The organism is Sporosarcina sp. NPDC096371, assembly GCF_044762865.1.
Taxonomy (GTDB): domain Bacteria; phylum Bacillota; class Bacilli; order Bacillales_A; family Planococcaceae; genus Sporosarcina.
In genome coordinates this window covers 359,230-382,929 of the sequence record NZ_JBIWFE010000002.1, presented here as the reverse complement: position 1 = coordinate 382,929, position 23,700 = coordinate 359,230, and the positions used below count along the sequence as shown (strand labels likewise).

Genomic DNA, 23,700 nt, shown 5'->3' with positions numbered 1-23,700 from the left:
TCACATCGCCCCCTTCCTTCGTTGTTTGTAGAAAATAAATGCAAATACTGGCGCGCCAATAAATGCCGTAATCACACCGACTGGCAATTCTGTTGGCGAAATAATCGTCCGTGCAATGAGATCACAAATAATCAGAAGCGATGCACCATTCAAGAACGATAATGTCAATAAATGACGATGATCAGCCCCCCATAGCAGGCGCGTCATATGTGGCACGACGAGGCCGACAAAGCCAATTGTCCCTGACACAGCAACTGCCGAACCTGTCAGGATGGACCCCCCAATTAAAATCATGAATTTCCTGCGCTTCACATTGACCCCTAAATGGTGAGCGCGCTCTTCGCCGAACAACATGGCATTTAATTCAAGGCGACATAGCCAAAGCATAATGGAACCAATGAGGACAAACGGCAAGATCATCGTGACATAATTCCAACCACGCATCGATACACTGCCGAGCAACCAGCCGATAATTTGTCGCAGTTCTTCACCAGTTAAAGCAATCATTAGCGATAACACGGAACCCAGAAACGAGCCGAAGATGATGCCTGTTAAAATAATGGTTTCCATTTTCAGCGCACGATCGACGAGGCGTGCAAATCCTAGCACAAGGAACATCGTCAATGCTGCACCGACCATACTAAAAATGGGTAGCGTATAGTTGCCAAATATCGGGATGGAAATACCGAAAAAAAGCGTCATCACAGCGCCGACAGAGGCGCCGGATGACACTCCGAGGGTGTATGGATCAGCGAGCGGATTTTTGAGCAGTCCTTGAAAAGCGGCTCCTGCAATTGCAAGTGACGCGCCAACTAGTCCTGCCAATACGACGCGTGGCATACGAATCTTCCATAAAATATTCGTAGCTGTCTCATCTGCTCCTGTATTCCATAACGTACTGATCGGAATATTCACCGAGCCGATCGATACACCGAGCCAAATCGCCACAGCAAGTGTGGCGATAGACACGATATAGGCAACGCTAGATTTATTCACCAAAAGCCTCTGGATAGATAGCTTTTGCTACTTCTTCCAACCCCTCTGCAAGACGTGGACCTGTACGGCTTGTCTTGTTTTCATCCACTTGAACAACTGCTTGGTTTTTGATAGCTGTAATCGAATCAAAACCATCACGTTTGTAAACATCTTCGACAGCTGTGTCAATATAGCTATACATCACAATGATGACTTCCGGATTACGGCTAACGATTTCTTCTGGAGACATCATGAACCAATCTTCTTGGTCAGCGGAAATATTTTTTGCTCCAACCATGTTGAGGATTTCATTCATAAACGTATTGTTACCTGGTGTGTAGATAGTCGGTGCCGGTGATGTTTCTACGAAAACCGTCTTCTTTTTGTCAACGGAAGCTAATTTCGATGTCACTTCTTCAACTTTCTCTTTCATATTTGCGATGATTTTTTCAGCTTCTTCTGATTTACCTGTTGCTTGTCCGATTGTTACGATTGTTGCATACGTTTCTTCAAAATCTTTTGCATTTTTCACAACGAAGACAGGGATTCCTGCATCACGGATTTGTTGGAGACCTTCTTCACCGGTACTTAGCCCCATTTCGTGGGCAAAGACGATGTCGGGATTCATCGCAACGATCTTCTCTACGTCAAACTGCTGACCACCGATTTTCTCTTTTTCAAGTGCTTCTGCAGGGTAATTATCGTAGTCACTAACAGCAATGACTTCAGTATTTAGTCCAAGCGCGAACAAAATTTCGGTGTTGCTAGACTGCATGGAAACAATCGTTTCCGGCGCTTTTTCCAATGTAATTTCATTGCCGACTGCGTCCGTTATCGTTAGTGGAAAATCTTTTTGAGAAGCGACATCTTCCTGTGGTGTTGCATCTACTTTAGGCTTATCTGTTGCAGTTCCGCATGCCGCGAGGACAAACACTGCAAGTAGTGACATTAGCCATAATGGCCACATCTTTTTCATATCATTTTCCTCCTATTTGTTCCAAATAAAAATCCCCCGCATGAGCACGGAGGAATGTTTTAGTAAAAATACGGATGCGTGGACGCATCGATTTCCACCAAACCTATCCTCGTAGGCTTACGGATGATTCATAAAGGCAGGTCTCCTGACTTGTGGTCACGTTTTAGCAACGTGTCGACACTTACAGTGGCGGGACCGCGTCGGACTTCAACCGACTTCCCTTTTAACCTCGTCTTTGATGGCGAGGCACCTTTATGTTTGGCTATGTAATTTTGTACATCTTTCAGTATACTACAACTTTTGAAGGTGTCGATGTTGATTTACTTTCATTTAACTCAGGTTAGATTGCACTCCATCGGGATTTGCTTGCGTACATATGTTGTTTGCTTGCACTCAACTAGGTTTTGATTGCAAACTATAACTTTCCTCCCATCAAAAAACCGCCACACCAAGGAAAACATCCTCAGCGTAGCGGTCCATTCAATTACATTTTTTCTGGGGCAGAAACACCAATCAGTTTTAGTGCATTTGCAACAGTCGTACGTGTTGCCGTGATAAGTGCAAGTCGTGCTTCTGACAATTCATGATTTGCTGGATCCAATACTTTTTCTGCATTGTAGAAGCTATGGAATGCTGCAGCCAGTTCTTGAATATAAGTTGCGACGCGATGTGGAATGCGCATTCTTGCCGCATCACTCACCACTTGTGGGAAATCACCAATCTTCTTCAACAAATCCAATTCTTTTTCCGCTTGCAATAAAGAAACGTTAGCCACAGATGCAGCTAGTCCTGCTTCACCGGCTTGTCGCAAGATGGAAGAAATCCGTGCATGCGCATATTGTGCGTAGTACACAGGGTTTTCATTGGACTGTGAAATCGCAAGATCGAGGTCAAAGTCCATTTGAGAATCGCCTGAACGCATAGCAAAGAAGTAACGAACTGCATCAAGACCCACTTCTTCTACAAGTTCACGCAATGTCACTGCTTTCCCTGTACGCTTACTCATTTTGAATTTCTCGCCGTCTTTATACAGCTGAACCATTTGCGCCACACTGACTTCCAGTGTTTCCCGATCGTAACCGAGGGCTTCAATTGCCGCTTTCATACGCGGGATGTAACCGTGGTGATCTGCTCCCCAAATGTTAATGAGCTTGTCGAAGCCACGGAATAATTTATCTTCATGATAAGCAATGTCTGGTGTCAAATACGTATATGTTCCATCATTTTTAATGAGTACACGATCTTTGTCATCGCCAAATGTTGTTGAACGGAACCACGTTGCACCGTCTTCTTCAAAAACATGGCCGTTTGCACGCAATTTGTCGAGCGCAACGTCGATTTTACCGTTTTCATATAATGAAGTTTCCGAGAACCATACATCAAACGATACGCGGAAATCAGCTAGGTCTTTCTTCAATTTTTCCAATTCGAAATCAAGTCCGTACTTACGGAAAAATGCATAACGCTCTTCTTCAGCAACGTTGACGTATTTATCGCCAAATTCTTTCGCAAGCTCTTCTCCAATACCAATAATATCTTTTCCTTGGTAGCCGTCCTCAGGCATTTCCATGTCTAAACCAAGCGCTTGGAAATAACGCGCTTCCACGGATTTCGCAAGATTATGCACTTGATTACCTGCGTCGTTAATATAGTATTCGCGTGCGACATCGTAACCTGCAAAATCGAGGACATTACAAAGTGAATCGCCAAGTGACGCTCCACGTGCATGGCCTAGATGAAGATCCCCAGTCGGGTTAGCAGATACAAATTCCACCTGAACTTTTTCATTTGCGCCAGAAGTTGAACGGCCATAATTTTCTGCCTGCTCCAGAACCGTCTTCACAACATCGCCTAGGTAATCTGTTTTCAATTTGATATTCATGAACCCTGGGCCCGCAATGTCGATGGATTCAATGGAAGTTGCTGACGTGTCCAATTTCTCAAGAATTGCTTCCGCAATAGCACGTGGTGGCTTTTTCGCCAATTTTGTCAGTTGCATCGCGATGTTTGTTGCGTAATCCCCGTTGTCTTTACTTTTTGGAGTTTCCAGCATAATGTCTGGTATCGCTGCTTCTTCTACTAGTTCTGCCGCAATAACTGCCGCGCGCAATGCTGATTTTACCTCTTGTTGGATCTGTTCTACTGCGTTCATAGTGTTCCCTCCGTATATGTAATGGTCAATTCGTATATGCCAAGTAAAGATCCTTCCGCATGTAACTCGTAAGCTACACGGAATCGTCCTGTTTGTTCACTACATTCAAGCTGCGTCGTTTTGACGAGCAAGTCAAATGATGCTGGTCCGCTACCATAAGTCCCTGGCCGTTCTCCGTCTAGGATGAAAGGCAAGCGCATCGTAACCGCACCACTACGTAATATAAGTGCATCTTCCGCACCCATTTTAACCGTCGTCATAACCTCGCGACCATTTTGTTGTTCTTCATATTTCAAATAGCGTTTACCCTTTTTTTCAATAAGTTGTCCTGTTAGGCTTAACTCATGAATCTCCTGTTCTTGTCCGGGATGCCGGATTGACGAATGGAGCTGGATATCCACTTTGCGTACCCTATCCTGCGTTTCCATACGCTCACCGTCCTTTTTTATTGTTTAGGCTCCAGGCGCTCGAGTCGCTTCAGACTCGCTGATAAAGACACAGAACGCCTTTATCTTCAAGTCCTCCAGCGCTTGTCGCATCTAGCAGGCGCCTTCCGCTTTTCCTAATACATACATCTTTTTATTATATCCTGTTTCGCTTCTAGATTCCAATCTATCCGACCGATTTGGTACAAATCCAGTACAAATTTTACGAATACTATTATGTATATTTTTACGTTCATTCCGTTTAATCTCTTTTCATCCGTCACATACTATAGGCATCGAAACGGACGGGACGGGATTGTATGCAGCGTGTAAAGTATTTAAAAAAAGTAAAGCGACGCAAGAATCTTAAGCGGCTATTGCTACTTTCTGTTACCGCGTTGACGGCGGTACTAACTGTTTTTTTAGCACTTCGAATATACGCTCAAGTGACAGGAGCCCCTTCTTTAAGTGTGCCAAAAGCTTCGGTTTTTCTCGATAAAAACGGTAAACAAATTGGTGATCGTTTCACTGCGGAACGTCGCTATTGGGTGGATCTCGATGAAATGTCACCCTTTCTAATTGATGCGTTGATTGCAACAGAAGATAAAAATTTTTATAACCACAACGGTTTTGATTATAGGCGAATTGCCGGTGCCCTTTTGAAAGATGCAAAAGCTGGACGCAAGGTAGAAGGGGCCAGCACGATTACCATGCAATATGCGAAAAACCTATATTTGACGTTTGACAAGACATGGAAACGGAAAATCGAAGAAGCGCTATACGCATACCGGATGGAAATATTTTACGACAAAGATGTCATTCTAGAAGGCTACATGAATACCGTGTACTTCGGACATGGCATGTATGGCGTCGAGGCGGCAAGTAAATTTTATTTTGGAAAGTCAGCAAAAGACCTGACCCTAGAAGAATCAGCTGTCATTATCGCTATCGCCAAAGGTCCTTCCAATTATTCGCCCGTCGACAATCCTGAAAAGTCGAAGGAGCGGAAGATGCTCGTCCTTGCCCTTATGGAACAGCAAGGATTTATTACTGAACGACAAGAAGAGCGGGCCAATGCTGCCCAAATCACGGTGAAAGCCAGTGAATGGGCAGACCAAAAGCGCATCGCCCCTTACTTTTTAGATGAAGTATGGCGAGAAGCTGAAAAAGTTCTCGCTGCAAAAGGGCGTTCTCCCGCAGAAGGTGGATGGACGATCCGAACAACATTAGACCCTTACCATCAGAAAAGCGCAGAAGAAGCGATTACCAAATGGATGCCAGATACCGAATTACAAATTGGCTTCATGTCCATAGAACCAATGACCGGTTACATCACTTCGCTTGTTGGCGGAGTCGATTACACAGAAAGCCCATTTAACCGAGCAACCCAAGCAAAGCGTCAACCCGGTTCTGCCATAAAACCCGTGTTGTATGCCGCGGCACTTGAGGAAGGCTTCAATCCACTCACTTTTTTAACATCAGAAAAAACAATCTTCACATATGACGATGGTCGTTCAACGTATGAACCGAACAACGTCAACGGCAAATTTGCCGGGCATCCAATTTCACTTGCACAAGCATTGGCTATTTCCGATAATATCTATGCCGTGAAAACACTTGAAGAAATTGGGTATAAAAAGTTCAGTAAAATGGCAGAACGACTAGGCGTAGATGTTGTACTTCCTAATTCACCTGCTGTCGCACTCGGCACATCAGACGTCACGCTATCCGATATGACTGGTGCCTACAATCGAATTGCATCGGAAGGTTACGATATTAAGCCCATGACCATTCTTTCCATCACAGACGCCGAGGGCCATACAGTGTATGAACATCCCAAACAAAGTAAGAAACATGCTATTTCTGAACAGGACGCATCCGTTCTGACTCATTTAATGACAGGAATGTTCGATCCGGTGTTCAATGATTATACTTCCTCCACCGGACTTTCCATGCGTCAAAAACAAACACGACCATACGCTGCAAAATCCGGTTCAACGATTTCCGATAAGTATTTGATTGGCTTCACTCCTTCCCTTACGGCAGGTATTTGGACTGGATACGACGTGGGCAAGCAATTGAACGATGCACAAGATGAGGCCCCTTCGAAAAAAGTATGGATTGAGTTCATGGAAACAGTACATCGCGGTAAACCAGCTGAACCTTTCATCCCACCTAAAGGCGTAAACGGTGTGATTATCGACGTGGAAACGGGCGGCATCGCAGTTAACGAATGCGAAAAGCAACGACTCGTCTATGTAAAGGAGAAGGATATGCCCCAAAAATTGTGCACGGACAAGACCTTGAGGGAGCAGCGTTCTTCAGTTGGTGAAGATGGTGAACCTAAGAAATTAGAGTTATTCCCGTTTTCGTTTTTTGAGTAAATGGAGTGATTTGCGCGTAGACACCACAAACATCTGATACTTGATTTCCCTACAATCAAAAAAGCCTTCCTCTCTCGAATGAATTCAAGAGAGGAAGGCTTTTTTACCGTCCAGGGTGTCCTGTCGAATATTATATCGCGCTTGGGTTTGTTTGATACAACACTCGTCAGAAAATACACAATTTCGGTTGTCCTAGCTTACATTTACAAGCTATATTTTCAGTGTACTTCCTTTCAGGCCGACATTCAACCTTAGAAGGAGAACTATGCCGAAAAGTTCACACATTGTTCATAATCATAGTGATTCAACGCCAAGATCGGCGTGTAATTTCGCTTCGCTGCGATCCCACATCTCTTTGTTATGTCCCGAAAGAAATTCAACAAGTACTTTTTTGGATTTATCATCCATATAATCCACCATAATTTGGCGCTTCATGGATTTATCCATTCGGTTGACGTGATCTGCAAGTATTTTATAACCGCGACGCTTCTCACGGTTGACGACCATTTCACAAGCCGTAACGCCCGCATAAAAAGGTCCATTTTCTTTAAAGTCGATGGTCACCCAGACAAGCCAGTACGGTTTTCCGCCTGCTGAATCTTCACGGTTAATTGTGAACTTGATGCCTCGCTCAGTATCACTTCTCGCATGCATGGCACCAATTTCAATCTTCGCTACGCCTTCCTCGACGTCAATAATGACAGGCGACACGTTTTCTAGCGATAATGATCCAATTCCGAATCCTTTATGACCATCTGTCGGATCATCTTTTATAATTGTAAAACCCATTTTCTGTTTCGGTTTTTCTTCATTTGTCATTCGTTTAGACCTCCAACTCTGATAGTATATACACTATACCGAATATATGCAGAAAGGGGGAACTGGAATGCCTTATGTAACTGTAAAAATGTTGGAAGGTCGCACTGAGGAACAAAAACGTGCACTATGCGAAAAAGTAACAGTAGCTGTCGCTGAAACAACTGGCGCACCTGCTGAAAACGTGGTTGTGTTTATCGAGGAAATGCCGAAAAGCCATTATGCTGTCGCTGGAAAACTTTTTAGTGATCAATAATCAAAGGCTGTCCCATTCTCTCTTCGAATGGGACAGCCTATTTTTCACTGTACGGAACACTGCTCCAATTCCGCGATGAAATCGAAGGCATCCGTCATTTCCTGCTCAGAGAAGTTCAGTTTGTTTTTCACAATATGGACTTTGGCGATTTGCTCGTCCATGTTAAGATGATCGAAATAAAGCAAAGTCGACACCAGTTCGAGGAACCTGGAACTCTTCCCATTCATCCGCTCAATACATACCCCAAGCGCTTCATGCGGCTGCTCTGCAGTTTCCAGAAAACGTGTTCCTTCAGCCGTCGTTGTGTAGCTATATTGAACATACGACCCCTTGTCCGTACACTGTTCTGCAAGAAATCCCATCACGCATAGCTCTTCCATACGTAACGTCAATTCCTCCGAATAAGGTCCATACATATGTAACTCGTATTTTTCCGCAAACGGGAAATTCATCTTCTTCGCGATATAGATCATCTTTTGCATCTTTTTTCTACCCTTCACTTCATTCGCAATTGAAATGAATTGCACAATCTTGGCATGCTCTTGCAACAAGAGAGCCACCCCTTTCTTAGCCTTTTAACTTCATTTAGCTGGAGGTTCAAACTCCAGCTAAATGAAGTTGAAGCCTCCGGCGGATGCCACAGATTTTGAAAGGAGTTAATTGAGCAAGCTCAATTCAAAATCTGGGCGCAATCACGCCTCAGCGCGATTGATTATAGTTAAAATCTGTCCATACAATGGATTTTTTTCTTTGCCTTCGTTCAATAAATCCTCTGGGAAGTAGATTTTATGATCTGTTCGTTTTTTACCCGAAATCGCATCCACGATATCCGATGACCGTGATAACTCACTTAACTCGCCATTCGGCATTTGCAGGTAGATTGGCAGACGTTCATTTTCCTCACCTGGCCGATAGAAATCATAGGGTAAATCAGACGATGAGTCCGCAACAAGATAATAAGCCGGGTCAATGCCCGCCTGCTTAAACAATTGCTCCAGCTCGCCAATTTTCCGATATTCCGTCGCTGGATCAAACTCCGCAAATTGGAATAGCCTTCTGTTAATAAAGCGATAGCATAAGTCCGATAAAATGGCATCGTCTTCCTTCATCCACATCTGGAAATACGTCAATAAAATACTTTCGTCAAGGGCGATATAATCTGCAAGCTCAAATGTCCGATCAAAAAATGAGCGGAAGTGAGTAGGTTGTTGTTTAAATATATAACCATCATCATGCAAGTGCGTTGCACGATGTAAAATCTTCGTCAAAATAACTTCAGCGCTGCGCGAAACAGGATGAAAATAAACTTGCCAGTACATCTGATAACGGCTCATGATATAGTCTTCCACCGCATGCATACCACTATACTTAATAACTGCCTGTTCTTCTGCTGGTCGCATGACACGTAAAATACGCTCCATATCAAAATGACCGTATGACACGCCAGTAAAATAAGCATCACGTTGTAAATAATCCATTCTATCAGCGTCAATTTGACTGGATATCAGACTAACGACAAGCTTGTCCGGATACGTTTTCCCGATGACATCCGCCACTTTTTGCGGAAAGTCAGGTGCCACACGACATAGTACTGCATTCACTTCCGTGTCTCCAAGTAAAATGGCTTGTGTAAACTTTTCATGGTCAAGATGAAATACTTTTTCAAACGCATGCGAAAACGGACCATGCCCAAGATCATGTAGCAAAGCTGCACACAGTGTCACGAGTCGTTCTTCATTATTCCATTCGGGTCTATCATTAAAGCCATCGTCGATGATGCGCCGCACGATTTCATAGACGCCAAGTGAATGGTGAAAACGGCTGTGCTCTGCACCGTGGAACACAAGATAGGTCGTCCCAAGCTGTCTAATTCGGCGAAGTCTTTGAAATTCACTTGTACCAATTACATCCCAGATGACTTTATCGTGCACATGGATATAGCGGTGTACTGGGTCTTTGAACACTTTTTCTTCGACCAATTTTTCGTCTTTGTAGTCCATCGTATACCTCCATTCAATTACACCTTGGCATAATTTCGCCCGCGGACGCGGGTATGCAGTTGTCGCGAGGGGCGGCAGGATGCCTTCCCTTTTCGCACTCTTACACTGCCTGCCTCTCAAAATTTGTGACCGCTACTGATTCAAGTCAACTCGTTGTCTTAAGTATATTCAATCATACGCATTGTTGAAAGAAGGAAAAAGGTTCATTTGAGTGAAAAAAAGATAGAATGCTTTTTTCATTATGAATAAAGTAGTGAAACCCTGTCCACACTAGCCGTAGAAAGAAACTATGAATTTATGGCGGGAGGCACGGAGATGGTGAAAGTTAGACAGGATGCTTGGATTGAAGAAAATGATATTTTATTGGCAGAGACGGTGTTGCGGCATGTCCGCGAAGGAAGCACACAATTGAGCGCCTTTGAAGAAGTCGGAGACGCGCTCAATCGAACGGCCGCAGCTTGCGGATTTAGGTGGAACGCCGTAGTTAGGCAGGATTATGAAAAAGAACTAACCGATGCGAAAAAAGAGCGAAAACAAGCAATACGTGTGCTAGGCAAAGACTTCAAACGTCGGGGGCAACAATTATATACCCCTTCACAAGGGGCTGACGAGGAACACAAGGTATCTGTTCCACTATCTGCGCTATCACTCGATACAGTTATCGCTTACCTCGTACGTATGCATCATACAGGCATCAGCGATAACGAGTCCATGCGTTGGAAGCAGACAGCCAAAATTGCGAATGAAAAAACAGAAATGCTCGAAAAAGAAATTGAAAAACTTCAACTCGAAAACAAAACACTACGCTCTGATTACGAGCAATTTGTTCAAATCATGAATCGCGCACGCCGACTTGTGACACTTGAAGATGAAACAGATCGTACCGCACCTATTTTCACAATGGAACAAAACGGTAATCTAGTGACGAAAGAACCGCCAATCAATCATTGATTGGCGGTTTTTCCCTATGGAAGATTACTTCGAGTTCTTAAATGTAAATGTTCAATTGTTTAACATTTTCTTATTACGTTCGACGACACGGTTTAAATAGAATGTATACAATTCCATTTCTTCTGGCTTGAAGCCGCCTAAGGTCATATCGTCCGCGAGCTCACGTAGCAGAAGTTGTATGCGAATCACAACATCGTTGACTGTCAGTGGTTCCCCAACTAGCTCGGCAAGGGATGCCATCACTTCGGGTTGAATGACCGGGTAACTGAACTTGGTCTCTGCACCTTGCAAACCAATCTCGTACAAGTTGCGGATCAATTCTGCCCGTTCCGCTCCGCTTCCCTCGACGCATAGATAGACTTGGACGGCAATGCCTTGTCGCAATCTACGCTGCGAAATGCCGGCAAACTTGCGACCATCGATACTAAGGTCATATGAACCCGGACAGTATGAGCCAACAATTTCATAGGCCTCGATGCGGTCTCCCACTTCTGGGAACAACCTGCGAACGAAAGCAAACATCACTTCATAACCTGCTGGAATATCGATAGCCGCATCGTGCTCTGATAGTACAATCGATATATTCAATACACCTTTATCAAGTACAACGGCGAGACCGCCCGAATTACGAACGATTACGTTATAACCCGCATCTTCAAGTACTGGAATGGCCTCTGCAATATGCGGGAGTCGATGATCTTGAATACCAAGGACAACCGTTTGGTCATGCACCCATGTGCGAACGGTTGGAACGCTCATTTGTTGTCCGACAAGATGGCATAGCGTGTCGTCCGCGGCGAAGGATTCTAGCGCAGAACGGCTGCGCGCTGACATGGATTCATCCACAAAGCGCCATTCTGGAATTTGTAAAAAGGTTTCATAGTGTGTCATATAAACGTCCCCTACTAATTTCTTATACGCTTAGCATACATGTTTTTCATGAATGTTAACAGCAGGACACTTCATGTCAATTTCGTGACACCGACGCATATGTGAACCGCTTTTTCACACAACTATGCTACACTCGATTTAGATGTAAGTTTATTCAGAAAGGGTTTGAATTCAATTGAACGAAGCAGCAATGACACTCGATGGTTGGTACGTATTACATGATTTGCGCACGATGGACTGGGCATCATGGAAATTGGTTTCACCTGAACAACGCCAGGCAGCAGTAGAGGAATTTCTGGTGTATTTAGAAAAACTCCAAAAAGCTGATGACGCTAAAACAGGTGCCCATGCTTTTTATACAGTAATTGGTCAAAAAGCTGATTTCATGCTTATGACACTTCGCCCAACAATGGTCGAAATTCAAGAGCTTGAAACAGAATTTAACAAACTTGCGATCGCAGACTTCACGATTCCGGCATACTCATACGTTTCTGTCGTGGAACTGTCGAACTACCTTGCAGGTGAATCGACGGAAGATCCTTATCAAAATCCGTTTGTTCGCGGACGTCTGTACCCAGAATTGCAACGTAGCCAATATATCTGTTTCTACCCGATGGATAAAAAGCGTGATGGCGACGACAATTGGTACATGCTCGACATGGACACACGCAAAGAAATGATGCGCAGCCATAGTATGATCGGTCGTAGCTATGCAGGAAAAGTGAAACAAATCATTTCCGGTTCAGTTGGCTTCGACGACTACGAATGGGCCGTCACACTGTTTGCAGATGACGTACTCCAGTTCAAAAAACTTGTATACGAAATGCGTTTTGACGAAGTCAGCGCACGCTTTGGCGAATTCGGGTCCTTCTTCGTGGGGACAATTCTAGATGGCGACAAAAAAGCAGCGTTTTTCAATCTTTAATTCATAGCAGGAAGCCGCATTTCGATAAGCGGCTTCCTTTTTTATGTTTCCAACCAAGTCACAATATCTTTCTTCACATCATTCCCATTCCAGAACGCGAGCGCCGCTTCCTCCCCTATCCTGTTTACAAGGCATTCGATATAATCCGTTCCTAATAAATAGCCCAGCCGGTTATGACCGAAATAACTGCCGCCCGATAAGCGGAACCATTCTTTTTCTTTTGCCATGTCCCAACCAGACAACACGTCTTCCAAAAAGCGTTGCTTTACTTCGACTTTACGCTGCCTAAAGCAAGTCACCCATGGCTCACCTGCGTCATCGTATGTGAAATAGACCGATTCGTTCAACCCAGGCACGATTTTTTTAGATAAATAGGTCGCGACTCCTTCCGTGTACAGCGATGTCAATCCATGCGTCCAATCAACTGTTGCCCAATCCATCTCTTGTCTAGCAGCAAATGAAAAATGCGTCACATGGCCGATTTCATGAGCAGTTATCACTTTCAGGTTATCCAATTCAGGTGATAGTTGCTCTACTGCAAAGAAAATATCACCCTTAATTTCCCTTGTTACAAATGCATTTGACCCGTATGTTCCGACAAGCACCGTATATTGAATATCAAGATCAGTATCGAATGTTTTCGTATACAGTTCATCGATTTCTGCGATAATCCCGGGCAATCGTTTCGAAATGCTCCGAATGTCTCCAATCTGCACGGGATATTTCTCAATCGCCGCATGAAGACGCTCTGCTGTTTTGGGACAATGGGTTGGGAAGTAGTGATTGAATACCTCCGAATGAGCGTCAATATAGGCTTCTAAATCGGGTAGGTTCAGTTCTTTCTTGGATTCGTACATTTTTAAAAAATCTGAAGTAATACTATGAATACGCAAACAATCTCCCCCTTTCTCTAAGTTTACTTTATCCATTCCTAATTCCCAGTCATTTTTCATACACTTGCTTCATATGATTCTTCAAGGAGGTTGTGCGGTGGCGGTCATAAAGGCCAACGAGAAAGAAGTGGATCTCTTAGCGCGTTTGATGCGCGCTGAAGCCGAAGGTGATGGTCAGCTAGGCATGCTCTTAGTTGGGAATGTTGGGGTCAACCGCGTGCTTGCCAGCTGTTTGGACTTTAATGATATCCGGACATTGGAGCAGATGGTATACCAACGCCCCGGCGGCTTTGAAGCGACAACGAAAAGTTATTTTTATCAGCGTGCGCGGGAGCAGGATAAAAGACTTGCCAGACGCGTCATCAACGGCGAACGTTTTAACCCCGGCGAACGATCCCTATGGTTTTTCATGCCTACAGGCGATTGTCCAGCACAATGGTATGGTCAATGGAACACCGGTCGATTTAAATCGCATTGCTTCTTTTCACCAACTACTGAAGACTGCCCTACTGTTTAATCTTATCTTACAAATAGAAAGGATGAAGAAATGGTCCAATATTATTGGAACCCTACCTATCAAAATCAGCATATCGTACCGCCAGCAGTCACAATCCCGAGCGGCAGACCGCCTAGTCCCGGGCTGCCGATTGGGACGCCGTCCGGACCACCATTTCGCGAGCAATCATATATCGAAAACATTTTACGGCTGAATATCGGTCAGCCCGGCACTTTTAATTTTTCATTTGAACATGCACTTGATTCAGGAAAGAATACAAAAGCCATCGTTGGAACAGTCGTAGCTGCCGGCCGCGACCATGTGATTCTCAATGAAACCGCAACCGGCCATGAATTCCTGTTCCCGATGATTTACTTTGATTACGCAGAGTTTGATGGCAAACTGAACTATTTCCCTCAAACGCAATGACCAAAAAATCTTCCATTTGCCTGTAAGGGCTCATGGAAGATTTTTTCTTTAATTAATGAAATTAATTTCACAATAGAACGATCAGACCCGTAGTTCAAACCAGATCGATTTCCTCGCCAGGCGGACATTCCTAGCAACAAAAAAACAGGAGGATATCCCCCTGTTTTAGCTTGTATATTTAACCGCCGCGATGATTAGCATAATCCAACCAGCGATGAAAGCGACGCCGCCAATTGGCGTGATGGCACCAAGTATACCAATTCCAGATAGACTCAATACGTATAGGCTACCCGAGAAAATAATGATACCGGCAAGCAATAAATAACCTGCCCATGTTAACTGTGTCGTTGCGCCGAACAATGATGAGCTCATAAGGATTCCGATGGCAAGTAATCCAATCGCATGAAACATTTGATACTGGACAGCTGTTTCCCAGACGGCTAAGTAATGTTCAGACAGCTTTTCTTTTAGTGCGTGTGCACCAAACGCTCCAAATGCGACTGCGATCGCTGCGTTAACAGCACCCGCGATAATGAAAAATGGCATGATTCTCCCTACTTTCCTGTTATAAATCAATTACACCTTGCACCGAAGCAAGTCGATCAAAAATCAAATAACGAGCCGCCATTTGCATCTTCTTCCTCTAGCGGCTTTCCTTCTAATGAAGAGATGGACTGCACGTCAGGCACTACAAGCATTTTTGGAACAACTTTCTCTTCTTGCTTAACGCTATTCCCGCCAAGTGCTACTTCACAAAGTGACCTCATAGCCGATAATGCCTCGCGCATAGTACGCTCGTCATTCGCACGTTTTGCTACGCTTAATTGTCGTTCCATTTCCAAGATGATGCGGTCATATGAAATCACCGTTTCATATCCCCTTTCTTCTGAACAAATTTCAAACAATCCATGCCGGATGATCGCTTCACGACGAGCGATGGCAGTTCCCGCGTTTTAAACTCGTACGCTCTACACCCGCGGGGATTTTGCTGATCCCATGTCACGAAGAAATATTGGCATTGAAAACAATTCACAGTCATTTCAATTCCCTCTATTCACTTCCACTTTATCACGCCAGACGTGCAAATTAAAGTACACCGTCTGTTGTGCTCCAATCAATTGGGTTTTCATCCCACGACTCTAAAATCTGATTTGTAGCTGAATACGGGCGGCTACCAAGAAATCCACGACTTGCGCTGAGTGGACTTGGATGGACCGATTCAATCACCGCATGACGTGATAGATCAATCAACTTTTTCTTGTCCTGCGCATGGCGTCCCCATAAAATGAACACAATCGGCTCGTCACGCTCTGACAATTGCCGAATGACTTCATCCGTAAACGTTTCCCATCCTTGCTTGCGATGCGAATGGGCTTGTCCTTGCTGCACAGTCAGCACTGTGTTTAGCATGAGAACGCCTTGCTTCGCCCACCCCGTCAATGTTCCATTTCCCGGAACAGGACAACCGATATCCGCTACAAGTTCTTTGAACATGTTGCGTAAACTCGGCGGAATTTTCACACCCTGCTGTACAGAAAAACTCAATCCATGTGCTTGTCCAGGACCGTGATACGGGTCTTGTCCCAAAATGACAACCTTCACGTCATTGAATGGTGTCCATTTAAAAGCCGTCCACAAATCATCCATCTGTGGATAAATCGTTTGCTCCGCATATTCCTTTTCGAGAAATTCGCGTAACTTCACAAAATACGGTTTTGTAAACTCTTCTTTTAGGACGGCATCCCAATCGTTACCCAATATTATATTATTCATCCGCTACGTCTACTTTGTCCTTAAATTCAATTGTCACATCATACCCCGCAAATGAAAACATTTCCCGTAATGTTTTCTCGGCATTCTGTTGCGCCATCGTCAACACACCTTGTCCTGCTGTTTCTTCCAATATAAGTTCTTTCGCTTCCGCAGCAAGTTCGTAAGCTTCTTCAATATTTGCCTTCTCACGGAAAATACCTTCGTAGGAGTACACTTCAACTTTATCAAAATAAATTTCTGCCCCTCCTAAAAAAGTAGCGGGTGGCAATGTTAGCTTCGCCGTTTTTTTGTCCTCGTCAATGATGACATCTTTTTCCGTCAAACCGGACATGTTAACGCCCGCCTTTACCGATCCCGGTATGACAACTAGTAGCTGCCGTTTCGTTCCTGGTACATTCAGTCCAATGCTTTGTCCAAACAATGTATTATCTTGGCGTTCAATAATTACTTTCGTATAAGCCTCAGCCGTGGCAAGCTCGTTCAATTCTTGAATTTGCTCCAAAAATGCACCCTTCTGTTCCGTATATGTGCTTCCCTGTTTCAAAATAAAAAACGTAATAAACGGCAAGGCGATTATTAACAGTAGAATCAGTAAGGCGATTGCCAGAAATGACTTTTTCCAAACTGAAAAGAATAGTTTACCAGCACGCCAAAATCCAAATGGACGACCTCTCACTTCATCTACTGTCACGGCCGATTCTTTTTCTGCCATCTTCAATTCTTTCAACAAGCGTTCCATATCATCTATTTTTTTTCCCTTTTTCACAACATCCCTCTTTCCTTCTTTTTTCGACACTATCTTATACGTTTAGATTATAGGAAAGTTGCAGGTGAAACAACTAGAAAGACATGGTACGATTATGCGAGGGAGAGATGCGATATGGCCGACATGCAACTACGAGACAAGATAAAAAAAATAGCAGCAGCCGCAAAACAAGCCGACAATATACCCGAGCGTTCTAAAAATATTGGACTCATCATTTTTCTACTTCTTTTCGGATGTGGAATCCTCGTTCTTTTCGCACTTGTCATCGGGCTGGTCTTGAATGGACTTTACAAAACTGCAGTAGTGACTTTCCTGATTGCAACACTTCTAGCCTATTCCGTTGTAAAAATGATGACGGCAGAGGATCTAGGTTCTTTGTAATTTTTAATTTATTTGATAAGATACATTCATAGTTCATTCCAACCAAAAGGAGACGTTCACACTATGACGTTGAAAAAAACACTAACTATTGCAGGATCCGATACATCAGGCGGCGCTGGCATTCAGGCCGACTTAAAAACATTTCAGGAGCACGGAACATATGGGATGACAGCTGTTACAGTTATCGTAACAATGGATCCGGACAATCATTGGTCACACGGCGTTTATTCATTACCAGTTGACGTCTTGAAAGCACAAATTAAAACAGCCCTTTCAACAGGGATTGACGCCATTAAAACAGGAATGCTTAGCACAGAAGAAATTATCCAAATTGTTGGAAACGCAATTGCGGAATCTGGTCTCGATCATGTTGTCATCGATCCAGTTATGGTCTGCAAAGGCGATGACGAAGTGCTAAACCCTGGTACAGTTGACGCAATGGTAGAATTCCTTTTACCAAAAGCGGAAATTGTCACACCAAACTTGTTCGAAGCAGGACAACTTGCAGGCACAAAAACACCAAAAACGATCGAAGAAATGAAAACAGTCGCAGCAAAAATCCATTCTCTTGGCGCTCGTAATGTTGTCATCAAAGGTGGCAAACAACTTGAGCATGATAAAGCTGTGGATCTATTCTATGACGGCAGCACATTTACGCTTCTGGAAGCCGAGAAAACAGATACACATTATAATCATGGCGCGGGCTGCACATTCGCGGCTGCCATCACAGCAAATCTTGCAAATGGTTTACCAGTCCAAGAAGCTGTATTGGAAGCTAAAAAATTCGTAACTGCCGCGATTGCTAACGGTTGGAAATTGAACGACTATGTCGGCCCTGTTATGCACGGTGCGAAAAATCGTTTTGACGCACCAGCAATTACAACAACAGAGGTTTAATACAGCTGTATCAGCGTTATATAAACGCCAAGAGAGTCATGAACATTCTCTTGGCGTTTTTTTGTTGGACGCATTGACAGTTTCGTTGGACTCCCACCTGTTAGTTACCCCCTGCATCATCAAGCCGCGTCAATCGCTTTCAATACTTTTTTTCTATATACTAAATAGGAAGCACAGTTACAGTGTTAAGGAGGACTACTCATGGAAAAAGTAAAACCCGATCATTTACAGGAACTCATTACTTCCTTTGCCAATAAAGATGTCTATATCCATCTTGAAACAACAAACGGTTCTTATGCCGCTCATTTCAATGAAGGATTTTTTAATGTCGGTGCATTTATCCGCAACGTCATCGTAAAGTTTGAACTCGGAAAAGTTGCTGGTGATTCACCACATCGCATCGGTCTAAAACTGCCCTCGGGCTGGATTTATGCGCAAGGTATCACGCATTATAAGCTTGATGAACACGGTCGTTTGCTAATGGCAGGTCTTGATCCAGAAGGAAAGCTTGCGATTGCGTTTGAAATAAGCGAAACACCATTCACATATTAAGGAGGCCTTTTTGATGATAAAAAAAGAACGTCACGTACTTGTTGTATTCCCCCATCCAGACGATGAAGCATTTGGCGTATCCGGCACAATTGCATCGTATCGAGAAATGGGCGTGCCCGTCACTTATGCTTGCTTAACACTCGGCGAGATGGGACGTAACTTCGGTAACCCACCATTTGCTAACCGCGAAACGTTACCGCAAATCCGTAAAGGCGAACTTCAAAAAGCTTGCGAAGCAATGGGGCTAGATGATTTGCGCATGATGGGCTTACGCGACAAGACAATTGAATTTGAAGACGATGAAAAAATGGTCCAACTCATAACAGATTTAATAGAAGAAACGAATCCTTCACTTATTATTTCGTTCTATCCGGGCCTTTCCGTCCATCCCGACCACGATGCAACGGCACGCGCAGTCATCCGTGCGGTTAGACGTATGGATGAAACGGTTCGTCCCGTCATCTATACCATCGCCTTTGCCAACAATACAGTTGAACTGATTGGTGAACCCGATGTGCTACATGATGTGACAGCAGTTGCCGACAAAAAAATTGCGACGTTAAACGCCCATGCATCCCAAACAGTTTGGATGATGCAGGAGATGGAGACAAAATTAGCAGCGAAAGATCCAGATGCATTAAAATGGCTCAATAATGAGCGTTTCTATACGTATAATTGGAATCGGGATTTTGAATAACTGTAAAGACTAGCAGACACAGTCAATCAGACTGTGTCTTTTTTATAATAATTAATAGACTGAAAAATGGAAATAGGATATACTCTATTTACAAAGGAAAATAAACAAGTTAGTATGTATAAATATTCATTATATACACAGTGATTTGTTTTACATGGGGGGATGTACATGAAAAAGTTTTCATTATCTACGTGGTTTTATTTTCTAATTCCATCTATTCTCGGGATTATTCTATTCATGATTCCATTAAAATTTGGGGAAGAGTGGAAAGTACCGATCGCTAAGTTCGCAAATATTTTGGCGGTCACACTTGAACCCGTAATGCCTATGGCCGCAATGATTATTATTGTCATCGCTGCACTTGGCTCTACATTGTTTTTATTTGTTAGACCAGATCATACCAAACCATCATTTATGGTGAATTTATTCAAAGTGACTCCATTCTGGGCAGTCACTCGTATTATCGGAGCTATCTTCGCGATCATGGTGACATTCAAAGTTGGACCTGAAGCGATTTGGAATGAAAATACTGGTGGGCTACTTCTTTCTCCAGATGGATTGGTCTCATTCCTATACACCATTTTCTTATTCGCCGGACTACTTTTACCACTACTATTGAATTTTGGGTTACTTGAATTTTTCGGAACCATGATGGTAAAAGTCATGCGACCAGTATTTAAATTACCTGGCCGTTCATCGATTGATGCCCTTACATCATGGATTGGGGACGGAACAATCGGGGTATTGTTAACGAGTAAACAGTATGAAGAAGGCTATTATACAAAAAAAGAAGCCGCAATCGTCGGAACGACATTTTCCGTCGTATCGATTACGTTCTCCATTATCATCATTGAATATGTTGGACTTGGGACGTATTTCTTGCCTTTCTATGCAACAGTCGTTTTTGCTGGTCTTGTGCTCGCTTTCATTATGCCTCGTATTTATCCGCTAGCCGGAAAAAAAGAAGAGTACATTGACGGGAGACCATTTACTGGCGATGATGAAAAATTGCCTGAAGGATATAGCGCCTTATCCCATGGTCTTGAAAACGCGTTAAAGAAAGCCGATGCAAACCGTTCTTTCATCAAGATGTTTATAGAAGGATTTAAAAATGTCCTTGATATGTGGATCGGCGTTATACCAATCGTCATGGCTTTCGGGACGGTCGCCCTCGTTCTTGCAGAGTATACGAGCGTCTTCACGATTTTAGGAAAACCGTTCGAACCGATTCTAACCGTCCTCGGTATTCCCGAAGCGGCAGACGCCGCGCAACTCATGGTTGTCGGGTTCACGGACATGTTCCTTCCAGTTATTTTAGCAGAAGGTCTTATCACGTCTGACTTAACGCTGTTCGTCGTCGCCACTGTTTCGGTGACACAACTGATTTTCATGGCAGAAGTCGGTGGATTGCTTCTTGGTTCAAAAATCCCGGTTAACTTCTTTGATCTAGTTGTTATTTTCCTACTACGCACATTAATTTCATTGCCAATCATTGCAGGTGTTGCACACTTACTATTTTAATAAAGTACGGAAAACCTCGCAGACTGTTTGCGGGGTTTTTTGATAAATATATCCTTGCCGTAACTTTTATACGCACCAACAGATGCAATTTGCGCGCGAGGGACTACTCTTTGCGCGTTTGGACTATCGCTTTGCGCGCGGAAGACCACTCTTTGCGCGTTGAAACTATCGCTTTGCGCGCGGAAGACTACGCTTTGCGCGCGGAAGACTACTCTTTGCGCGTTGGACTGTCGCTTTGCGCGCGAGGGACTACTTTTGCGCGTTGGAACTATCGCTTTGCGCGTTGAAACTATCGCTTTGCGCGCGGAAGACCACTCTTTGCGCGTTGAAACCATCGCTTTGCGCGCGGAAGACCACTCTTTGCGCGTTGGAACTGTCGCTTTGCGCGCGAGGGACTACTTTTGCGCGCTGGAACTATCGCTTTGCGCGCGGAAGACCACTCTTTGCGCGTTTGGACTATCACTTTGCGCGTGGAAGACTACTCTTTGCGCGTTTGGACTATCGCTTCGCGCGCGGAGGACGACTCTTTGCACGCCTAGGCTATCACTTCGCGCACAAAAATAAATAATTCTCCACAAAAAAACCGCGGAAGCATTCCCGCGGTTTTCATATTAAGCATTTAATTTTATTTTCAATTTCGCTAGCATATCTTCAGTCATTTTATCCAAGTTATAGTCAGCTTTGAAGCCCCATTCCTGGATTGCTACTGATGAATCGATTGAATCCGGCCAACTGTTAGCAATTGCTTGGCGCACTGGATCGACATCGTATGCCATTTCAAATGTAGGAATTTGCTTGCGAATGGAAGCTGCGATTTGAGACGGTTCGAAACTCATCGCCGACACGTTAAATGCGTTGCGGTGAACTAGTTTCGAGGAATCAGCTTCCATTAGATCGACAATCGCCTGCAATGCATCAGGCATATACATCATATCCATATATGTACCTTCCGCAATATACGATGTGTATTTCCCTTGTTCAAGCGCTTTATAATAAATATCCACCGCGTAATCCGTTGTTCCACCGCCTGGTTTTGCTACGTACGAGATAAGTCCTGGGAATCGGACACCGCGCGTGTCTAATCCGAATTTATGGAAGTAATAATCGCATAATAATTCACCCGCGACTTTATTGACACCATACATTGTTGTTGGACGTTGCAATGTATCTTGAGGCGTATCTACTTTTGGCGTTGATGGTCCAAATGCACCGATTGAACTCGGCGTGAAAAATTGTAGATTCAGTTCACGCGATACTTCAAGCGCATTCATAAGCCCGCCCATATTAAGATTCCATGCAAATAACGGCTCTTCCTCCGCTTTGGCAGACAACAACGCCGCCATATGCATCATTGTATCCGCACCAAAGTCTTTTGCAAGCGTATGCATTTTCTGCGTATCTGTCACGTCAAGAATTTCAAAAGGGCCATCCTCTGATGCATCCGTACGACGAATATCCGTTGCCAATACATTTTCCTTACCATATTCCGAACGAAGCTTCGTGATCAATTCCGAACCGATTTGACCAAGCGCTCCTGTCACCATGATTTTTTTCATTTTAAAATGCTCCTCACTCACGAACGTTTGTATTTTTGGAGAGTACACTAATATTATCATTTTTTAAATCCGTTGATTTTATAACTTAATTTCATTATAAAACGTACTCACGGAAAAGACAATGCAAATTTACTTATGAATATATGTCTTCCTAATAAACAGAAAAAGCCCGCTCAACTCAGCGGGCTTTTTCTGTTTATAGGAGTATGTGCTTTATATACGTTTCTATTAGCAACGTAATGTTTTCTTTTTCTTCGGCTCACCACGTGCCAGGACTTTTTCGATATAATCCGTTGCAACTGGCACTTTACACGCTGTATTACCTACATCAACATGCACTTTCCCAACTGTCTCCGCGACACTTTTCGCGAGATCACGAAGTTCCGGCACATACGCACCTACACAAATGATGAATTGGTTCATCACATAACGAACTCGGTTTGGTGCTTGATGAATCGTCTGTTGAACACGCAGCAGTAGTGAACGTATTTCATCAAAATCTAATACATCTGCCCCTGCATACATCACGTAATTGGCGTATGTACTCCAACCCGCAACGGCTATCATCTCCTGTTCGGATTCAATCCATTCGCGCGCCAATTTGAGTGCGAATGGACTTTCACCTGCAACCCATCCGATTGTATATTCCGCAACCGCGTACCATTTCGCCTCTGAAACCCATCGCCTGATATCCTCCTCAGACAGCAGTTTAGGGTCAACCGCAAGTCCCGCCAGATACATTGCATCATAATTACCAGTCTCATACAGGCGAAGTGCTAAATCTTGATCTTTCTTAATGTATTTCAAAATTTTCTTCATATCTCCTACACGAACCCCAAAAAGTGGTTCAGGTGCTCCATGATTCAAAAACGTTTTCTTCGTCTGTTCATTGCCATAAGCTTCAAGCTCCGCCATCACTTCTTCAAAAGTCATCAAAATAGCCTCCCATTGGCAATAAACCCCGGACAGCACAATGGCCATCCAGGGT

The 23,700-nt window shown here is 43.8% G+C and carries 27 protein-coding genes and 1 riboswitch; of the genes, 11 read left to right on the top strand and 16 right to left on the bottom strand.

Annotated features, from left to right (window positions below; translation table 11 throughout):
- The 4 genes from ACIQ0H_RS07790 to ACIQ0H_RS07775 form a co-directional block, all read right to left on the bottom strand.
- On the bottom strand, window positions 1-996 hold the full coding sequence (locus tag ACIQ0H_RS07790) for a FecCD family ABC transporter permease (protein ID WP_403413056.1): 996 nt from the start codon (window positions 994-996) through the stop codon (window positions 1-3).
- Window positions 989-1,951 carry an ABC transporter substrate-binding protein gene (locus ACIQ0H_RS07785; RefSeq protein ID WP_403413054.1) on the bottom strand — a complete coding sequence of 321 codons (963 nt, stop codon included), beginning with the start codon at window positions 1,949-1,951 and terminating at the stop codon, window positions 989-991. Before ACIQ0H_RS07785 ends, ACIQ0H_RS07790 begins: the two co-directional genes overlap by 8 nt.
- 118 nt (window positions 1,952-2,069) lie before the next feature.
- A riboswitch (cobalamin riboswitch) is annotated at window positions 2,070-2,220 on the bottom strand.
- A 215-nt stretch (window positions 2,221-2,435) separates the two neighbouring features.
- Window positions 2,436-4,103 (bottom strand): arginine--tRNA ligase, encoded by a 1,668-nt coding sequence (gene argS / locus ACIQ0H_RS07780; RefSeq protein ID WP_403413052.1) that lies wholly within the window; start codon window positions 4,101-4,103, stop codon window positions 2,436-2,438.
- Window positions 4,100-4,531: a YwiB family protein gene (locus tag ACIQ0H_RS07775; RefSeq protein ID WP_403413050.1), complete on the bottom strand. Its 432-nt coding sequence runs from the start codon at window positions 4,529-4,531 to the stop codon at window positions 4,100-4,102. The genes argS and ACIQ0H_RS07775 overlap by 4 nt, the downstream gene beginning before the upstream one ends.
- Before the next feature lie 317 nt (window positions 4,532-4,848).
- On the opposite strand from ACIQ0H_RS07775, the gene ACIQ0H_RS07770 reads away from it, so the two are divergent.
- Window positions 4,849-6,912 carry a transglycosylase domain-containing protein gene (locus ACIQ0H_RS07770; RefSeq protein ID WP_403413048.1) on the top strand — a complete coding sequence of 688 codons (2,064 nt, stop codon included), beginning with the start codon at window positions 4,849-4,851 and terminating at the stop codon, window positions 6,910-6,912.
- Between the two features lie 294 nt (window positions 6,913-7,206).
- On the opposite strand, the gene ACIQ0H_RS07765 is transcribed toward ACIQ0H_RS07770, so the two are convergent.
- Complete coding sequence (locus ACIQ0H_RS07765) at window positions 7,207-7,731, bottom strand: YwhD family protein (RefSeq protein WP_403413046.1); 525 nt, start codon at window positions 7,729-7,731, stop codon at window positions 7,207-7,209.
- A 67-nt stretch (window positions 7,732-7,798) separates the two neighbouring features.
- On the opposite strand from ACIQ0H_RS07765, the gene ACIQ0H_RS07760 reads away from it, so the two are divergent.
- A complete protein-coding gene (locus ACIQ0H_RS07760) occupies window positions 7,799-7,984 on the top strand; it encodes a 2-hydroxymuconate tautomerase (RefSeq protein ID WP_403413044.1) in 186 nt (61 codons plus the stop codon).
- Between the two features lie 44 nt (window positions 7,985-8,028).
- On the opposite strand, the gene ACIQ0H_RS07755 is transcribed toward ACIQ0H_RS07760, so the two are convergent.
- Entirely contained in the window at window positions 8,029-8,535 is a 507-nt protein-coding gene (locus ACIQ0H_RS07755; protein WP_403413042.1) for a YwgA family protein, read from the bottom strand.
- A 141-nt stretch (window positions 8,536-8,676) separates the two neighbouring features.
- Window positions 8,677-9,984, bottom strand: a complete 1,308-nt coding sequence (locus ACIQ0H_RS07750) for an HD domain-containing protein (protein ID WP_403413040.1) — start codon at window positions 9,982-9,984, stop codon at window positions 8,677-8,679.
- A gap of 315 nt (window positions 9,985-10,299) precedes the next feature.
- Here ACIQ0H_RS07750 and ACIQ0H_RS07745 point away from each other — a divergent pair, with 315 nt between their 5' ends.
- Window positions 10,300-10,935, top strand: a complete 636-nt coding sequence (locus tag ACIQ0H_RS07745) for an RsfA family transcriptional regulator (RefSeq protein ID WP_403413038.1) — start codon at window positions 10,300-10,302, stop codon at window positions 10,933-10,935.
- Window positions 10,936-10,986: 51 nt separating this feature from the next.
- Here the strand turns inward: ACIQ0H_RS07745 and lipL are convergent, their stop codons facing one another.
- Window positions 10,987-11,826 (bottom strand): octanoyl-[GcvH]:protein N-octanoyltransferase, encoded by an 840-nt coding sequence (lipL, locus tag ACIQ0H_RS07740; protein ID WP_403413037.1) that lies wholly within the window; start codon window positions 11,824-11,826, stop codon window positions 10,987-10,989.
- 175 nt (window positions 11,827-12,001) lie between these two features.
- Between lipL and hemQ the strand changes: the two genes are divergently transcribed.
- Window positions 12,002-12,751 (top strand): hydrogen peroxide-dependent heme synthase, encoded by a 750-nt coding sequence (hemQ, locus tag ACIQ0H_RS07735; RefSeq protein ID WP_403413035.1) that lies wholly within the window; start codon window positions 12,002-12,004, stop codon window positions 12,749-12,751.
- A 41-nt stretch (window positions 12,752-12,792) separates the two neighbouring features.
- Here hemQ and ACIQ0H_RS07730 read toward each other — a convergent pair whose 3' ends face one another.
- On the bottom strand, window positions 12,793-13,644 hold the full coding sequence (locus tag ACIQ0H_RS07730) for an aminopeptidase (RefSeq protein ID WP_403413033.1): 852 nt from the start codon (window positions 13,642-13,644) through the stop codon (window positions 12,793-12,795).
- 97 nt (window positions 13,645-13,741) lie between these two features.
- Here ACIQ0H_RS07730 and ACIQ0H_RS07725 point away from each other — a divergent pair, with 97 nt between their 5' ends.
- Window positions 13,742-14,161 (top strand): cell wall hydrolase, encoded by a 420-nt coding sequence (locus tag ACIQ0H_RS07725; protein WP_403413031.1) that lies wholly within the window; start codon window positions 13,742-13,744, stop codon window positions 14,159-14,161.
- A gap of 30 nt (window positions 14,162-14,191) precedes the next feature.
- Window positions 14,192-14,569, top strand: coding sequence for a spore coat protein GerQ (locus ACIQ0H_RS07720; RefSeq protein WP_403413029.1), 378 nt, complete (start codon window positions 14,192-14,194; stop codon window positions 14,567-14,569).
- Between the two features lie 165 nt (window positions 14,570-14,734).
- Here ACIQ0H_RS07720 and ACIQ0H_RS07715 read toward each other — a convergent pair whose 3' ends face one another.
- The 5 genes from ACIQ0H_RS07715 to ACIQ0H_RS07695 are packed head-to-tail and all read right to left on the bottom strand — an operon-like array spanning window position 14,735 to window position 17,108.
- Window positions 14,735-15,115 carry a DUF423 domain-containing protein gene (locus ACIQ0H_RS07715; protein ID WP_403413027.1) on the bottom strand — a complete coding sequence of 127 codons (381 nt, stop codon included), beginning with the start codon at window positions 15,113-15,115 and terminating at the stop codon, window positions 14,735-14,737.
- A 56-nt stretch (window positions 15,116-15,171) separates the two neighbouring features.
- Complete coding sequence (locus ACIQ0H_RS07710; RefSeq protein WP_403413025.1) at window positions 15,172-15,435, bottom strand: YwdI family protein; 264 nt, start codon at window positions 15,433-15,435, stop codon at window positions 15,172-15,174.
- Entirely contained in the window at window positions 15,432-15,608 is a 177-nt protein-coding gene (locus ACIQ0H_RS07705) for a uracil-DNA glycosylase (protein ID WP_403413023.1), read from the bottom strand. The genes ACIQ0H_RS07710 and ACIQ0H_RS07705 overlap by 4 nt, the downstream gene beginning before the upstream one ends.
- Before the next feature lie 47 nt (window positions 15,609-15,655).
- Window positions 15,656-16,342 (bottom strand): uracil-DNA glycosylase, encoded by a 687-nt coding sequence (locus tag ACIQ0H_RS07700; RefSeq protein WP_403413021.1) that lies wholly within the window; start codon window positions 16,340-16,342, stop codon window positions 15,656-15,658.
- The gene (locus tag ACIQ0H_RS07695; protein ID WP_403413019.1) at window positions 16,335-17,108 is read right to left on the bottom strand and encodes a DUF4230 domain-containing protein; all 774 of its coding nucleotides are present in this window, start codon (window positions 17,106-17,108) and stop codon (window positions 16,335-16,337) included. Before ACIQ0H_RS07695 ends, ACIQ0H_RS07700 begins: the two co-directional genes overlap by 8 nt.
- 114 nt (window positions 17,109-17,222) lie before the next feature.
- Between ACIQ0H_RS07695 and ACIQ0H_RS07690 the strand changes: the two genes are divergently transcribed.
- The 5 genes from ACIQ0H_RS07690 to ACIQ0H_RS07670 all read left to right on the top strand — a co-directional run bounded on the left by ACIQ0H_RS07690 (window position 17,223) and on the right by ACIQ0H_RS07670 (window position 21,156).
- On the top strand, window positions 17,223-17,489 hold the full coding sequence (locus ACIQ0H_RS07690) for a hypothetical protein (protein WP_403413017.1): 267 nt from the start codon (window positions 17,223-17,225) through the stop codon (window positions 17,487-17,489).
- Between the two features lie 63 nt (window positions 17,490-17,552).
- On the top strand, window positions 17,553-18,386 hold the full coding sequence (thiD, locus tag ACIQ0H_RS07685) for a bifunctional hydroxymethylpyrimidine kinase/phosphomethylpyrimidine kinase (RefSeq protein WP_403413015.1): 834 nt from the start codon (window positions 17,553-17,555) through the stop codon (window positions 18,384-18,386).
- 201 nt (window positions 18,387-18,587) lie between these two features.
- Entirely contained in the window at window positions 18,588-18,938 is a 351-nt protein-coding gene (locus ACIQ0H_RS07680) for a YojF family protein (RefSeq protein ID WP_403413013.1), read from the top strand.
- A gap of 10 nt (window positions 18,939-18,948) precedes the next feature.
- Window positions 18,949-19,635, top strand: coding sequence for a bacillithiol biosynthesis deacetylase BshB2 (bshB2, locus tag ACIQ0H_RS07675; RefSeq protein WP_403413011.1), 687 nt, complete (start codon window positions 18,949-18,951; stop codon window positions 19,633-19,635).
- Between the two features lie 168 nt (window positions 19,636-19,803).
- Window positions 19,804-21,156 (top strand): YjiH family protein, encoded by a 1,353-nt coding sequence (locus tag ACIQ0H_RS07670; RefSeq protein WP_403413009.1) that lies wholly within the window; start codon window positions 19,804-19,806, stop codon window positions 21,154-21,156.
- 611 nt (window positions 21,157-21,767) lie between these two features.
- On the opposite strand, the gene ACIQ0H_RS07665 is transcribed toward ACIQ0H_RS07670, so the two are convergent.
- Both ACIQ0H_RS07665 and ACIQ0H_RS07660 read right to left on the bottom strand, forming a co-directional pair.
- The gene (locus ACIQ0H_RS07665; RefSeq protein ID WP_403413007.1) at window positions 21,768-22,712 is read right to left on the bottom strand and encodes an L-threonine 3-dehydrogenase; all 945 of its coding nucleotides are present in this window, start codon (window positions 22,710-22,712) and stop codon (window positions 21,768-21,770) included.
- Between the two features lie 228 nt (window positions 22,713-22,940).
- Window positions 22,941-23,645, bottom strand: a complete 705-nt coding sequence (locus tag ACIQ0H_RS07660) for a DNA alkylation repair protein (protein ID WP_403413005.1) — start codon at window positions 23,643-23,645, stop codon at window positions 22,941-22,943.
- Between the last annotated feature and the right edge of the window lie 55 nt (window positions 23,646-23,700).

Excerpts from the sequence above, each read along its gene's own strand:
- ACIQ0H_RS07785 (WP_403413054.1), bottom strand. The coding sequence starts at position 1,951 with ATGAAAAAGATGTGGCCATTATGGCTAATGTCACTACTTGCAGTGTTT.
- argS (WP_403413052.1), bottom strand. The coding sequence starts at position 4,103 with ATGAACGCAGTAGAACAGATCCAACAAGAGGTAAAATCAGCATTGCGC.
- ACIQ0H_RS07775 (WP_403413050.1), bottom strand. The coding sequence starts at position 4,531 with ATGGAAACGCAGGATAGGGTACGCAAAGTGGATATCCAGCTCCATTCG.
- ACIQ0H_RS07770 (WP_403413048.1), top strand. The coding sequence starts at position 4,849 with ATGCAGCGTGTAAAGTATTTAAAAAAAGTAAAGCGACGCAAGAATCTT.
- ACIQ0H_RS07765 (WP_403413046.1), bottom strand. The coding sequence starts at position 7,731 with ATGACAAATGAAGAAAAACCGAAACAGAAAATGGGTTTTACAATTATA.
- ACIQ0H_RS07760 (WP_403413044.1), top strand. The coding sequence starts at position 7,799 with ATGCCTTATGTAACTGTAAAAATGTTGGAAGGTCGCACTGAGGAACAA.
- ACIQ0H_RS07750 (WP_403413040.1), bottom strand. The coding sequence starts at position 9,984 with ATGGACTACAAAGACGAAAAATTGGTCGAAGAAAAAGTGTTCAAAGAC.
- ACIQ0H_RS07745 (WP_403413038.1), top strand. The coding sequence starts at position 10,300 with ATGGTGAAAGTTAGACAGGATGCTTGGATTGAAGAAAATGATATTTTA.
- lipL (WP_403413037.1), bottom strand. The coding sequence starts at position 11,826 with ATGACACACTATGAAACCTTTTTACAAATTCCAGAATGGCGCTTTGTG.
- ACIQ0H_RS07720 (WP_403413029.1), top strand. The coding sequence starts at position 14,192 with ATGGTCCAATATTATTGGAACCCTACCTATCAAAATCAGCATATCGTA.
- ACIQ0H_RS07715 (WP_403413027.1), bottom strand. The coding sequence starts at position 15,115 with ATGCCATTTTTCATTATCGCGGGTGCTGTTAACGCAGCGATCGCAGTC.
- ACIQ0H_RS07705 (WP_403413023.1), bottom strand. The coding sequence starts at position 15,608 with ATGACTGTGAATTGTTTTCAATGCCAATATTTCTTCGTGACATGGGAT.
- ACIQ0H_RS07700 (WP_403413021.1), bottom strand. The coding sequence starts at position 16,342 with ATGAATAATATAATATTGGGTAACGATTGGGATGCCGTCCTAAAAGAA.
- ACIQ0H_RS07690 (WP_403413017.1), top strand. The coding sequence starts at position 17,223 with ATGGCCGACATGCAACTACGAGACAAGATAAAAAAAATAGCAGCAGCC.
- thiD (WP_403413015.1), top strand. The coding sequence starts at position 17,553 with ATGACGTTGAAAAAAACACTAACTATTGCAGGATCCGATACATCAGGC.
- ACIQ0H_RS07680 (WP_403413013.1), top strand. The coding sequence starts at position 18,588 with ATGGAAAAAGTAAAACCCGATCATTTACAGGAACTCATTACTTCCTTT.
- ACIQ0H_RS07670 (WP_403413009.1), top strand. The coding sequence starts at position 19,804 with ATGAAAAAGTTTTCATTATCTACGTGGTTTTATTTTCTAATTCCATCT.
- ACIQ0H_RS07665 (WP_403413007.1), bottom strand. The coding sequence starts at position 22,712 with ATGAAAAAAATCATGGTGACAGGAGCGCTTGGTCAAATCGGTTCGGAA.
- ACIQ0H_RS07660 (WP_403413005.1), bottom strand. The coding sequence starts at position 23,645 with ATGACTTTTGAAGAAGTGATGGCGGAGCTTGAAGCTTATGGCAATGAA.